Raw genomic sequence first — 13,841 nt, 5'->3', positions numbered from 1 at the left:
TAAAAACCAATAAAACTCGTTTCCATCAAAAAAAGATGCGCAAACGTCGTGGTTTTTCTGTACAATCCGCGCAAATTTTTCTATCTGCATTTTTTTGCAACAAATCTAACGCATACTCCTTTCCACTGAATTGAAGTAGACGTTGATTTACACAGGCTCTATATAAGCATGAATACCACTGATATTAATAAATTGCGTAACATCGCAATCATCGCCCACGTTGACCACGGTAAGACCACCCTGGTAGACAAACTGTTACAGCAGTCTGGCACCCTTGAATCTCGAGGCGAGCAAGAAGAGCGCGTAATGGACTCGAACGACATCGAGAAAGAACGTGGCATTACCATCCTAGCTAAGAACACAGCGATTAACTGGAACGACTACCGTATCAACATCGTAGACACTCCAGGACACGCTGACTTCGGTGGTGAAGTAGAGCGTGTAATGTCGATGGCTGACTCTGTACTTCTACTTGTAGATGCACAAGAAGGCCCGATGCCACAAACCCGTTTCGTTACGCAAAAGGCATTTGCTCAAGGTCTTAAGCCAATTGTTGTTATTAACAAAATCGACAAGCCTGGTGCGCGTCCTGATTGGGTTATGGATCAAGTTTTCGACCTATTCGACAACCTAGGTGCAACTGACGAACAGCTAGATTTCCAAGTTGTTTATGCGTCTGCACTTAACGGTTGGGCATCACTAGATGCAGATACTAAAGAAGACGATATGACGGCATTGTTCCAAACTATCGTTGACCAGGTTTCTCCTCCTGATGCAGATATCGACGGCGCATTCCAAATGCAGATTTCTCAGCTTGACTACAACTCATACGTGGGTGTAATAGGCGTAGGTCGTGTTAAGCGTGGTTCTGTTAAGCCAAACCAACAAGTAACGGTTGTTACTGCAGATGGCAAAAAGCGCAACGGCAAAGTTGGCTTAGTTTACGGCTACCTTGGCCTTGCTCGTCACGAAGTTGAATCTGCTCACGCGGGCGACATCATTGCAATCACAGGTCTTGGCGAACTTAAGATCTCTGACACCATTTGTGACATCAACACGGTAGAAGCACTTCCTCCACTTACGGTTGACGAGCCTACAGTAACCATGACGTTCCAGGTAAACACCTCGCCGTTTGCAGGTAAAGAAGGTAAGTATGTAACGTCACGTAACATTCTAGAGCGTCTTAAAGACGAACTAGTACACAACGTTGCACTTCGCGTTGAAGAAACTCAAGACCCTGATAAGTTCCGCGTATCTGGTCGTGGTGAACTTCACCTAGGCATTCTTATTGAAAACATGCGTCGTGAAGGTTACGAGCTTGCTGTATCTCGTCCAGAAGTAATTCTGAAAGAAGTAGATGGCGAAACACAAGAACCTTACGAAACGCTAACTATTGACTGTGAAGAGCAACACCAAGGCTCTATTATGGAGCAGCTAGGTCTTCGTAAAGCCGAAATGACTGATATGTCCCCAGATGGTAAAGGTCGTGTACGTATCGACTTTATCATTCCAAGCCGTGGCCTAATTGGTTTCCAAACAGAGTTCATGACGTTAACGTCGGGTTCTGGATTGCTATATCACACGTTCGATCACTATGGTCCGTACAAAGGCGGTATCATTGGTAAGCGTAAGAATGGTGTACTGATCGCTAATGCAAACGGTAAAGCACTAACTAACGCTCTGTTTAACCTTCAAGAACGCGGTCGTCTATTCATCGGTCACGGTGTTGAAGTGTACGAAGGTATGGTTATCGGTATTCACAGCCGTGACAACGACCTTACTGTTAACGCGCTTAAAGGTAAGCAGCTTACTAACGTTCGTGCATCAGGAACTGATGAAGCGCAAACACTTGTTCCGCCTATCAGAATGTCACTTGAGCAAGCGCTTGAGTTCATCGATGACGACGAACTAGTAGAAGTAACGCCTGAATCTATCCGTATTCGTAAGAAGCTTCTTACAGAAAACGAGCGTAAGCGTGCATCACGTGCACCTAAGTCTTAATAGCTTCTAAGACTTACATTGATTTTGAAAATGCCAGCGTCAGCTGGCATTTTTTTTCCATTTTGCCGATGAGTTTGGCCTGCAATCGTTCAAATCGTGTCTCAACTTACACACCGTCACTTCCCATCAGAAAAGCTGCTTTCTAGCATTATCACTAAAACGTTAGAAAAAGTTTAAATATCGACCAAAGGTTAGTGGTCAAAAGCGTTCAGAGATTCTATCCTTGAAAATATCAGTCCGCATAGATCAATACCCAGCGAGCATTTATCTATGCGGATTGGTACAATTGACTGACGTCTTAACACGTGAGCTAAGTCGTTGTAATATTTACGGCTAATGACCTAACAAAAAGGGGAAGGGTAGTGTTTTCTGTAGCAGTAGTTGAAGATGATCCTATCACGCTTGACCTTATTACTGACGCGTTGGAAACGCAGTTAGACGCCACCGTGTATCCATTTACACGTAGTAAATTTGCAAGGGATTTTTTGCTGCAACAAACCGCAGAATCTATCAGCTTGATCATCAGTGACCAAGTAATGCCGGATTATGATGGACTAAGTCTTCTAAAAACCTGTCAGTCTTCGGGGTTGGACGTTCCATTTTTACTCATTACTGCCGACCCTAACAAAGAGTTAGTGATAGAAGCGCGTAAACTTCAGGTTACCGGTTTTCTTGCTAAGCCACTCAATATGGAAGAGCTAGTTCAAAAATCGAGAGAGGCGGTGTCGCAGGCCAGCTAAGCCTGTAGGTTGTTTTTCATTTTATGTATCGCACGCTAAAGGTGTGCATGAGAGCCAAAAATCTACTTCGTGGTTAACGATGACAACGTAAAACAGGTTAGGACAGCAAAGCGCAATTTACCTTTGGCTTTAACGTGTTAATTTATCTCTATTAAAGTACATTTCGATATAGAAAATTCGGGTTAATTCATCTCACGCCCCTAGTTTATGAGGCGCTAAAATTCTACACTGGTGGCATAAGTTTTTATGCAACAGGATGTAATGTGAGCGCCTTATTCGATAATACCCCTCCCAGAAAAGACACGTTTTCGTTCAAATGGCAAAAGTACAAAGGGAAAGACATCATTCCTGCGTGGGTTGCCGATACTGAGTTTCGTTGCGCGCAGCCAATTCTAGACGCCATTTCGGGTCAGGTTGAGCATGGCAACATGGGTTACATACTGCCTGAACATCACGAAGGCGCCATTCAGGCTGTAGTGAGATGGCTTAAAGATAAGCATAATTGGGAAATTCAACCCGAGTGGCTAGTGTGGACACCAGGCGTTGTGCCAGCGTTTAACGTAGCGTGTAAAGCCTATTGTGAACCCGGTGATAAAGTACTTATTCAAACACCTAATTATCCGCCTCTACTGGCTGCCCCAAAGCTAAATGGTCTCGAACGGGTAGATATAGGCACGGTAGTGCAAAATGACGACGGCACAAGTTCTGAAACTATCTCGAGTGTTGAAGGTGCGCGCTATACGTTAGATTTTGAAGCATTAGAAAGAGAAGCGGCTGATCCTAAATGTAAGCTGTTTATTCTTTGTAACCCAATGAACCCGGTAGGTTCGGTGCTTACTAAAGCTGAATTAGATCGCATTGCCGAGATCTGTAACGCGAACAACGTTAAGCTATGTTCTGATGAAATCCACTGCGACCTTATTCTAGAAGATGGCAAGCAGCACATACCGGCGGGCCGCGAGTCCAACCTTGCTGAAAATAGCGTTACGCTAATGGCTGCCAGTAAAACATTTAATATTGCTGGTTTGGGAACGTCTTTTGCCATCATCCCTAATCGCCAGCTGCGTCAGGCATTTACCAATGCCGCAGCGGGCATCGTACCTTGGGTTACTGTATTGGGCTTAGCGGCTACAGAAGCAGCATTCACTCAATGTGATGAGTGGCATCAGCAGCAACTTACCTACTTGCGTGAAAACAGAGATATGGTGTTTAACACAGTAAACAGCATTGACGGGCTTAAAATGCTCAAAGCCGATGCGACGTTCCTTGCGTGGGTAGACGCCAGTGGACTAGGTGTAGAGAACGTCCAGCAGTGGGCCGAAGAGAAAGGCGTAGGCCCGTCACCAGGCATCGATTTTCACAAGGCGGATCATTTCAGAATTAACTTTGGCTGCAGTAAAGCGATGCTCCAGGATATTCTGCAACGCCTCGCCAGCTAAAAATAGGGGTCAGAGTACTTTTTCAGCCCCAAAATGGGGGCAGAGTACTTTTTGCAGCTACGCTCTCTATTAAAAAAGGCCAAAGTATTACTTTGGCCCTTCTCATATGCAGTTAGTTTGTTAGTCACGTAATTTCATTGCTATCTGCGAGTGCACACTATAATGACATACAAAGGGAGAAAATTACTCTGACCCCATTTTTGCCATTTTGGAGATTAGCTAAATACGCCGATTAGTTTATACAGGCCTAAACCAATCACAGTACCTACTACTAGAAAGCCTGCCAGGTTACTTTTCCATGTGTTTCTAAATTCACCCAGTGCGGTGCTTTTATTCATAACGATCAATAGGAATATGGCAATAATTGGCAGCAAAAGAGCATTGGTCGCTTGAGCAAACAAGATGGCGGGTAGGGGCTTAAAGCCAAGTGCTGCAACGCTGACACCCACTACAATGATGATAAACCATACCGCTTTAAAGCTCTTGCTTTGCATATCGTCAGAAAGCCCTAGTGCTCCTGTTACCGCATAAGCGGCTGCTAGCGGCGCAGTGATAGCACTGGTTAAGCCTGCGGCGAATAACCCTAGTGCAAAGAACCACTGAGCTTTGTCACCTAAAACCGGTTTAAGCTGTTCGCCCATGTTTGAAGCGTCCATAGTGGCAGCTTGATTGAAGAACGCCATCATTGCTGTTGCCATTACGATAAGCGTAATAAGCCCACCCATACTAATAGCTCTAGCAGACTGGTTTCGGCACGCAACGACCGCGTCTTGTTTATCTTGGCCTTTCGATGATTTTGCAACTAGGCTCGCGTGAAGAAACAAGTTGTAAGGCACGATGGTGGTACCAATAAGCGCCAGCACCGTGGTAATGGCGTCAGCGTCCAGCCGCGGAGACATTAACTGACTAAACATCGCGGCGATATCAGGTTTGGCTACCAACAGCGTGATAAGAAATACGCCAGCCATAATAAAGACGAGATAAACCAGTACTGTCTCTATCCACTTGTAGCTGCCCGACCAGAGTAAAACTATAGCGATCGTGCCCAAAATACTGGCCCAGGGACCAATGCCTATACTGATAAATGCGTCTAGCCCGATTGCAGCGCCGGTTAGGTTGCCCGATTCATAGGCTGCGTTGCCAATGCCGATAGCACTGACAATAAGCACGATAAAAAGATTCTTTAGCCATGGCTTGTAAGCCATGTTTTTCATTGCACTGGCTAGGCCTTGGCCGCTGGCCACACCTAAACGCGCAGCCATGTCTTGCAATACTATGGTTGCGAATATGGAGAAAAGGAGCGCCCATACTAGGTGAAAGCCAAAGTTTGCACCTGCCAGACTTGCCGTAGTTACTGTTCCAGGGCCAATAAAGGCGGCCGCGATGATGTATCCTGATTTATCTTTTGCCATTGCAACGACTCTTAGTTAAGTTTTGCTATCATGACAATAGGTAGGCGAGCACGCAACAGTACCGCTAAACCAATACAGTAACAGATTGGTTTTAAACCTATTGTCGCGTACCCAGTGTAGAAGTTTGTTGTTTACTCTCTACCTTATTTCCCATTATTTTGGGTAGATATAAGGTTACAAAACATGCCCTCTACAAAGTGGCCGCGCAGACTACCGTTTCATAAAAGAGAACGCAAATTAAAATAGGATGGTAATGGTGAAAGATGGGTTTCCAATAAACACAATCAGCGATATTGTTTCGCTTCCCAGTTTCGAAAATGTGCTTCCGGATGCTTATTACGTAGATGGAATGATCTTTGCCGTTGCCTCCGCACCAGAAATTCCCATGCCCGAACAGTGGATGCCGTGGCTCATACAGTCTAGTGACAGCCACCTTGTAGACAAAGATGTAGATAAGCTTGCCGATACATTAATGAATGGCCTGCGGGCGCATTTGGATTTTATGCGTCAGGATAAGTCGCCCGTGCCTAGTGAATTAACCGTTGCGATAGAGGTGCAAGGAACGACAAGGCCTTCGAAAGAGCTCGAAAGCTGGCTAAATGGACTTTTACACGTGCACAAGCAATTAGAACCCGTGTGGCAAAAAGCTTGGAATCATTGGGAGAAGCATTTAGAAAAAAATAAAGGGAACAAGAAAGACTGTGACAGTAACGAGCCTGAGAAAACAGAACCTGCAGAAGCTCGTTTGTCTCGATGTTTAAAGCTTTTCTCAACGCTTGCTAATATTGAATTAGCCTTGTCTTACCGAAACGACAAACAAACTGCTCAGCTTGAAAGTAACATAAACTTGCTTGTTAAACAGCTTCCTTCGGTGCTGGCAGATTACACTAAGTTGTCAGGGGAGCTAGCAGGCACATTACCCAATCAATTTGAAACCTTTAACAAAGTAACCTAGGGCAAATTTGATAACTGGGAGCCGTAGGAGAAGCAAAAAAACAAAAAACGCTAATTCAAAATTAGCGCTGTCTTTGTTGTTGATGCCGTTGATTCAATGTGTGTTTAAGCGAAGCGGTATAGCTGTCTAGTTCAAGTTTCGCCTTTTCGTATTGCTCGTTAAGAAGTCGTGAAGCAGGTTCTCTCATAAGCGCCTTAAAGGTAATGTCTGTCTGTTTGAGCAAATACTTGAGGTGTTGATTACTGTCATCCATGTATAGCATTCCGATAAAAACAATTCATTAAACCCGAGAAACAGCAGGTTCTGGGCGACTATGTGCAATGCTTACAACACTCTCAACAACAAGCTTAAAATTACTTCTCACACTACACAGCAGTACTGGTTCCTTGAGTACTGACTTTTCAATAATTTTGTACGTGCGCCTTTACTATTTAGTTTGGCTTAAACTTTTATAAAGGTTTTACCACAGCCAGGCAAACGATGGCGAGAATGATAAGCACCGGCGCTTCATTTAAAAAGCGATAAAAGCGCGGAGAGTGTCTATTTTCGTCGCGTGCAAATTGCTTCATTAACTTAAACAAATAGAAGTGATAGCCGTAAATAGCAAGAAGCAGCAGCAACTTTATATGAAGCCACCCCGACATTTTAAACCAAGTTCCACCATAGCTGACAATAAGCGCAACGCCGAATGCCAGAGTTAACAAGGCGAATGGAGTAACAAAGAACCACAGGCGGCGCTCCATGACCTTAAATTCGTCTTTTACCACTTGAGATTTCGTTGTCGCGTGATACACGAAAAGTCGCGGTAAATAGAAAAGTCCTGCCATCCAAGCCAGCATGAAAAAGATGTGCAGCGCTTTAAACCATAAAATGTACATACTAATAATGAGCCTTTTGTAAGAAGCTTTGTAAGATATTCCACGTTACTACGCCAATAATATCGTTTAGCTCCTGATCGTAAATATAAACTGCGCCAGAGCGCGAGTTTTTAAGGTGTTCGTATACTTCGTGCAGCGTAGACTGCGCGCTAATACCTTCCATTTCGTAATAGTTTAACGCTGTTGCATCGTGTTCCAAACTCACATTGTATTGGACCAGCTTATACTGCACATCTATTTCAAATTTTAACTTCTGAATGACAATTTTTGTTGGATCGCTTTCTAAGTAGTTAATTAACGCTTGCTCCGGCGCATCGTGAAATAGCTTGTACTCGGTATTCATCGCTGCAAGTACGCCCGTTTTCTCAAGTGCTTCACGAATAGACGAGATAGCGTAAGGGAGATTTTGATAATCAAGCTGGCGTATGAAAATAGAGCGGTTGCCAAAGAACTGCGTAGAAGTCACGTAAGCAGGCACAATTACCAACATGGCTGGTAGAATAATTTGCGGGCTGTACGATAGTTCCATAACCGCGGAAAGCGCTGCAAGAGGCGCGTGCAATACTGCGGTCAACATGCCTGCTATGCCTAACAGGGCAAAGCTGTTGGTAAATTCGGGTACGTCAATAAAGTACGACAGTGGCAATAAAAGTACGGCGCCAGCAAGCATGCCAATAACCATCACAGGGCCAATGATCCCTCCTGGAATACCGAGGCCAATAGCAAAAACCGCCAAGATAACTTTAAACACCAAAGTAGAAACCAACAGCAGCGCGCCGGGGGAGCTATCAAATAAGTGCTCAACATCGATAAAGTTGGCGCCAAGGGCTTCAGGTATAAACATACCAATGGTACCGGTAATTAGCGCAGCAAGTATTAAACGCCACACCATGGAAACCGGCCTGAACCACGTCATCACCCGCATAAGCTGGCTATTGAATAAAACGGCCAGCATGCCCAACAGAATGCCTAGCAGCACCAAGTAAAAATACATCCACTGGCTAAATGCATTAAACGATAAAAACGAAAGCTCGTTTACTTCTCCAAATACAATGCGAGTGAGCACCGAGCCACAGGCAGCAGCCAGCATGACAGGAACAAAAATATGTATTTTGTATTCCCTAAGTACCACTTCCATCACGAATATTACGGCAGCAAACGGGGTGTTGAAGGATGCGGAGATCCCTGCCGCAATGCCGCAGCCTGCAAGTATTCGAATACTGTTGTAGGGCAAGCGAAGCCATTGCCCTAAGAAACTACTGCCTGACGCGCCTAAATGAACGGAAGGGCCTTCTCGACCAACAACGAAACCGCCGGCCAGGGCTAGCATGCCCCCAAAGAACTGGTTAATGGTGGTTCTAAATGGAATATGACCGTAATAGTACTTCACTCGATGAATAACGAAGGGAATACCCAAACGGTAGTGCTTGAAGCCCGTAAGAAAGGCGATAAATAGAATTAACCCTACACTGATAAATGGCATGATAAGCCAAACCAACCAGTCATAGGTAAGCACCGACTGAAGCGACGAAACGCCTGTTTCTTGTAGCCATTCTACGCACAGCCGAAACAGTATAATGATAAGCGCCGCGCAGGTTCCCCCTACAATGCCCAGCATGCACAACTGAATGGATGTGCGTGGATGAGCTACTTCCTCTCTTAAAGCCTGCAAGCGCATGTTGTGGTACAGTAGATTAACGTAAAAAGAAGCTTACCATAAACACCTAAAATTCATAATGTTTAGAGCGCCTTAGCGCACGGTGTTTTTTGTTGATGTAGATATCATGACGACAGATCAGTTAAAAGAAGTTTTAGGCAACTACAAGTGGACACTGTTAGTGGCGCTTATTATGTTTGCCATGGTTGGGTTCGGCTATAAGCTAGCGCGAATTATTGACGAAGGTGACAGCAAGAAAGTACAGGCTCAGCAAGAAACTATTGCTATTTTGTCTGAAGAAAATCATGCGCTTACTACCAAAGTGAATCAGCTGGAAGTCGCCATGGAGCTTGCCACGCTCGAGACAGAGAGCATTACCAATACATTAGGCGAACAGAAAAAAGAATTAGAGGCACAACAAGAATTACTGAGTTTCTATGAACGCGTCGTGGCGCCTGAGAAAACCGACGAAGGTTTTGCCATTGAAGGGGTAGAAGTTTTTAAGTTAAGTGACAATACCTATCAACTTAGGTTGGTTCTGCTGCAGTCTAAACAGCAAAAAGCAGTGATAAATGGCAGTTTAGATATTGCCGTAGTCGGTGAGCGAAACGGTGAAGCGATCACGCTGAAATCCGGCGAATCGAGCCTGCTGGCAGAAGATATCAAATACCGCTTTCGCTTTTTCCAAGCCGTGAACGCAACTCTCACTATCGAGGAAGATATAAACCCCGAATCCATCAGTTTTTCTACAACGGTCTATCAATACAAAACCCGTAAAGGCAACTATGAGATAAGCGTGCCGTGGAGTGAAGCGCTTTCTGTCGAAATAGAGTAATCGCTGTGGGGCAGCGCTATCCTTTCCGTTAATTCAACCTTTTAACGCATCGAAAGCTTTATTCAAACAAATACCAGTAGCCATAACCCACAAGAAACGCAGGAATAGCAGAGTACACTGTGGCAATAAGCGCTGCTTTGGGTGAGAGCGCAATGGCGGGAAACAACGCGTCGCCGTCATTACTTATTGCATTGCCAAGTTGGGCTGAAAACGGAACTGCGCCATTAAGGTATAAGCTGGTTACCAATATCTGCGGACCGCAACCAGGTAAGAACCCGATGATGATCGCCAGGCCAACTAAGCCGGGGCCCATGGATTGAAGCAGCCCTGTAATGTCTAGCCCAAACCAGACAACAGACAGCTCGAACATAAGAAACGCGAGTACTACCCATGCCAATACAAACTGTGTGTCTAATGCGGCTTTCTCTTGCCATTTAGGCGGAGGCGGAATTAAATCCTCTTTCGTAATCGAAGCGTATCCGCTTCCCGAACCACAAAAAGACCATAGTCCAAGGCTCGACATACATAACGCGGCACCAATCAGCGTTAGTGTACTTTCACTGATAGCAAGGTAACTGTGTACGGGAAGTTGAAAGGCCAAACCAAGCGCAATCGCCAACGAGGGTAAGCTCGCAATCATCCAGAATACTTTAGAAAGTGATATGGCTTTGTGGCTTACTGTTTTGGGTTTATCACAGTTTTGCGATTGTTGGAGCGCACCATCGGCTTCAGGAGCCTGGTAATTATGAAATTTATTGACCACTAGCCCCGTCATTGCACCCACCGTGACGCTGACGGCCATTACGGTTAAGGCATCTAACGGTGCTTGGGCGAGTAACAGAAATGCGGCATCGCCCATAGTGCTGGTTAGCACTGCTACCACAGCTCCAAAGCTTGTCACACCTCGCGTGTACTGAGTGACAACGATAATAGCACCGCCGCAGCCTGGAAGAGCACCAAGTAGGGCAGATAATCCTACCTCATGTACAGGGTGCGCTTTCATATAATTACCAATGGCTTCGGCCGAAACGCGCAACGTGGCGACGTAATAAAGCGCAAGCGATGCATATACAAACGCTGCCACTTGAAAAAATGCATCTGACAACACCGATAAGGTAACCGCACGGGTGCTGTTATAAGTAAGAAGAATGGCTATAAACAGCGGCATCAACAGCCGTTTATTGGTTAAGTGAGGAAAAAAAACGTTTTTTAATAGGGCGCTTGTAAAAGAAGGTAAGTGCTTATACCGGACCACCGCCTTAGCGCTTTTTGATGTGTGAGACGCCGTATCCATTACAACTACACCCTCGACCTACTGATATTCATGTTTAAGGCGTGCCTAATCAAGCACGCCTAGTTTTCGCAACGCCTTAGCTCGAAAGCGTAACTATGCCTTTCATGATGCCGATGTGACCAGGGAACGAGCAGAAAAACATGTATTCTTCATCTTTGCTTAACCCTTCAACAGAAAAGGTCGTAGAAGTCTGTTCACCGCCGCCAATAATGTCAGTCGCGCCAATTACACGCTCATCGTCTGGCTTAACGTAATTGTTGTCTAAACCCGCACTCATACCGTCTGTTGCCACTGCTTGTCCGTTGGCTTTTGTTGTCATCACCCAGTTATGGCCCATAGCTTGTTTAGGTAACTGACCTGTGTGCTTCAAGGTCACGGTAAACTCACTACAACTCGCCGGGATAACAACGTTCGACGTATTGAATTGCATGGCGTCGTTTGATTCCACAGTCACTTCGCATTCGTTAGCAAATGCACCAGAGGCCATAAGAAAAAGGGCTGTGCCACCAAGTAACTTCTTGATCATAAATAATGTCCTTTGAATTTTGGTTAACTTCACCTATCGGTGGAATTGGAAGATCCAATTTTCTTTACGAAAAAGAATAGCACTGGATCATTGTAAATGCTAACGATTATCATTTATATTGAGTGGTATATAAAGAAAGCGCTTTTATGTACATCGAGCTTTTTTGTTTTTTCACGCACAAGGGATGCACATGTCTTCGATACGAAATGCAGTTCAACACGTTCGATTTGGATACAACGACAATGAGCTGAACTCAACGCTTTTAAGAAACTATCTAGATGGCGTAACTTTCGTTGCCAACTTATTGCCAAGTGATAGAGACAAATTTTCTATCTATAAAAATGCGGTTGAGGTGCTTTATGAAACCCTGTGCGATCCGCAGGTCAGTCAGCAATGGCGGCATAGTTGTTTAGAGCATTTGTACAAGCCGTTGCTTAAAGCTGAGCGCTACGCGTGTAACGAGAGTGATCGAATTGCGCTTGCGAGAATAAAAATAGACATGAACACCAGAGAGCCTGTTGATCTTTGATGTACAGGAAAGGTCTGCAAGCGCTAGTGCACCATTTTTTATAATTCACTTACTAGGGCCTAGTTTTCTAATGCCACTAGCCCTAATAGGATTCTGATAAAAACGTGGCAACCACGCCGAAAAACTAGCTATATCAACACAAGGATACGAGTCATGACAGCAACACGCACAGAACGCGACAGTATGGGCGAGCTACAGGTCCCCGAAAATGCACTCTACGGCGCGCAAACTCAGCGTGCCATTCAAAACTTCCCTGTAAGCGGGCAGCGCATGCCGGAGGCCTTCGTACGCGCGTTGATTACAGTAAAAAAGGCCGCAGCACAAGCCAACATGAAACTCAAAGTACTGGATAAAGATCGCGGCCAAGCGATAGTTAAAGCCTGTGATGAGCTGTTGGCACTTGATGATGTGATGCAGCATTTTCCCGTTGATATATTTCAGACTGGTTCAGGCACCAGCACAAACATGAACGCCAACGAGGTCATTGCTCGCTTAGCCTCTCGTTATTCCAGCGAAGAGGTTCATCCGAATGATCATGTAAATTACGGGCAAAGTTCAAATGATGTGATCCCTACCACCATTCATGTTAGCTCGGCTATTGCATTGTCAAACGAGCTTATACCGGCCGTTGAAAGTTTAGTTCGTACTATTGAAGTTAAAGCAAAGTCGGTAGCGCAATACTGCAAAACCGGACGCACTCATCTCATGGATGCGATGCCTGTAGGCATGGATCAAAGCTTACTGGCTTGGGCTTCTCAGCTTAAGCAGCAGATTAAAACCCTGCGCGCTGTGCAGCCAGCTATTCAAACCCTTGCCCAAGGAGGCACTGCCGTGGGAACAGGTGTAAACGCCCATGCGGATTTTGCTACGACATTTTCAGATGCGCTAGGGGAGCTGACCGACATTGCGTTTAAGCCCGCTGACAATTTCTTTGCATTGATTGGCTCTCAAGACACAGCAGTGACGCTTTCCGGTGCGACAAAAAGTTTAGCCGTCACCCTTATGAAAATTGCTAATGACTTGCGCTGGATGAATTCTGGGCCTTTGGCTGGTTTAGGTGAGATTGCGCTGCCTGCGCTACAGCCAGGTTCATCGATTATGCCCGGCAAGGTAAACCCGGTCATTCCGGAAGCAGTGGCGATGGCTTCAGCACAGGTAATAGGTAACGATACGGCGATTACCGTAGGTGGGCAGTCTGGGAATTTTGAGTTAAATGTAATGCTACCAATGATTGCCAGCAATTTGCTTTCAAGTCTGTCGCTAATGACCAACAGTGCGACGCTAATCGGCGAGCAGGCGATCGAGGGCTTTACTGTAAATCAAGATAACATTGAAGCTGCGCTTTACAGAAACCCCGTGCTCGTCACCGCGCTCAACCCTGTTATTGGCTATGCTAAAGCCGCAGAAATAGCAAAAACAGCCTACAAAGAAAACAAGCCTGTTATTGATGTGGCTGAAGCGATGACAGATATCCCCAGAGGCGAGCTAGAATCACTACTAGACCCGAAAAAACTTACCACACCTTAAGCGCCGTGAGAAAACGAAGATGATAAAAAGTGCGATCTACGATCGCAT

Annotated in this window: 13 protein-coding genes; 7 read left to right on the top strand and 6 right to left on the bottom strand. The window is 45.3% G+C overall.

Translation table 11 applies throughout. The annotated features are described in order from the left end of the window. The first annotated feature begins 168 nt into the window (after positions 1 to 168). The 3 genes from typA (at position 169) to ACFI6J_RS01030 (ending at position 4,180) form a co-directional block, all read left to right on the top strand. Positions 169 to 2,001: a translational GTPase TypA gene (gene typA / locus ACFI6J_RS01040; RefSeq protein ID WP_462585601.1), complete on the top strand. Its 1,833-nt coding sequence runs from the start codon at positions 169 to 171 to the stop codon at positions 1,999 to 2,001. Between the two features lie 362 nt (positions 2,002 to 2,363). Continuing rightward, positions 2,364 to 2,741, top strand: a complete 378-nt coding sequence (locus tag ACFI6J_RS01035) for a response regulator (protein ID WP_014950586.1) — start codon at positions 2,364 to 2,366, stop codon at positions 2,739 to 2,741. A 263-nt stretch (positions 2,742 to 3,004) separates the two neighbouring features. Beyond that, positions 3,005 to 4,180: a MalY/PatB family protein gene (locus ACFI6J_RS01030; protein ID WP_462585599.1), complete on the top strand. Its 1,176-nt coding sequence runs from the start codon at positions 3,005 to 3,007 to the stop codon at positions 4,178 to 4,180. A gap of 215 nt (positions 4,181 to 4,395) precedes the next feature. Here ACFI6J_RS01030 and ACFI6J_RS01025 read toward each other — a convergent pair whose 3' ends face one another. Then, entirely contained in the window at positions 4,396 to 5,592 is a 1,197-nt protein-coding gene (locus ACFI6J_RS01025) for an Nramp family divalent metal transporter (RefSeq protein ID WP_462585598.1), read from the bottom strand. Between the two features lie 253 nt (positions 5,593 to 5,845). On the opposite strand from ACFI6J_RS01025, the gene ACFI6J_RS01020 reads away from it, so the two are divergent. After that, positions 5,846 to 6,547 (top strand): UPF0149 family protein, encoded by a 702-nt coding sequence (locus tag ACFI6J_RS01020; protein WP_462585596.1) that lies wholly within the window; start codon positions 5,846 to 5,848, stop codon positions 6,545 to 6,547. Positions 6,548 to 6,608: 61 nt separating this feature from the next. On the opposite strand, the gene ACFI6J_RS01015 is transcribed toward ACFI6J_RS01020, so the two are convergent. The 3 genes from ACFI6J_RS01015 to ACFI6J_RS01005 form a co-directional block, all read right to left on the bottom strand. After that, positions 6,609 to 6,800 (bottom strand): hypothetical protein, encoded by a 192-nt coding sequence (locus tag ACFI6J_RS01015; protein WP_187447142.1) that lies wholly within the window; start codon positions 6,798 to 6,800, stop codon positions 6,609 to 6,611. Positions 6,801 to 6,996: 196 nt separating this feature from the next. After that, on the bottom strand, positions 6,997 to 7,425 hold the full coding sequence (locus ACFI6J_RS01010; protein WP_014950581.1) for a CopD family protein: 429 nt from the start codon (positions 7,423 to 7,425) through the stop codon (positions 6,997 to 6,999). 1 nt (position 7,426) lies between these two features. After that, positions 7,427 to 9,103, bottom strand: a complete 1,677-nt coding sequence (locus tag ACFI6J_RS01005) for a chloride channel protein (RefSeq protein WP_039235311.1) — start codon at positions 9,101 to 9,103, stop codon at positions 7,427 to 7,429. A 106-nt stretch (positions 9,104 to 9,209) separates the two neighbouring features. Between ACFI6J_RS01005 and ACFI6J_RS01000 the strand changes: the two genes are divergently transcribed. Continuing rightward, positions 9,210 to 9,917, top strand: a complete 708-nt coding sequence (locus tag ACFI6J_RS01000; protein WP_049588142.1) for a DUF6776 family protein — start codon at positions 9,210 to 9,212, stop codon at positions 9,915 to 9,917. A gap of 58 nt (positions 9,918 to 9,975) precedes the next feature. Here the strand turns inward: ACFI6J_RS01000 and ACFI6J_RS00995 are convergent, their stop codons facing one another. Then, the gene (locus ACFI6J_RS00995) at positions 9,976 to 11,085 is read right to left on the bottom strand and encodes a putative manganese transporter (protein ID WP_462585593.1); all 1,110 of its coding nucleotides are present in this window, start codon (positions 11,083 to 11,085) and stop codon (positions 9,976 to 9,978) included. Between the two features lie 202 nt (positions 11,086 to 11,287). Then, entirely contained in the window at positions 11,288 to 11,737 is a 450-nt protein-coding gene (gene azu / locus ACFI6J_RS00990) for an azurin (RefSeq protein WP_462585591.1), read from the bottom strand. 190 nt (positions 11,738 to 11,927) lie between these two features. Between azu and ACFI6J_RS00985 the strand changes: the two genes are divergently transcribed. Continuing rightward, positions 11,928 to 12,266, top strand: a complete 339-nt coding sequence (locus tag ACFI6J_RS00985) for a hypothetical protein (protein ID WP_014980170.1) — start codon at positions 11,928 to 11,930, stop codon at positions 12,264 to 12,266. Between the two features lie 153 nt (positions 12,267 to 12,419). Beyond that, positions 12,420 to 13,793: a class II fumarate hydratase gene (locus ACFI6J_RS00980; protein WP_239218456.1), complete on the top strand. Its 1,374-nt coding sequence runs from the start codon at positions 12,420 to 12,422 to the stop codon at positions 13,791 to 13,793. Positions 13,794 to 13,841 lie beyond the last annotated feature (48 nt).

The sequence above is a fragment of the Alteromonas sp. G4i13 genome, assembly GCF_054960505.1.
This window is presented reverse-complemented; position numbering and strand designations above follow the sequence as displayed.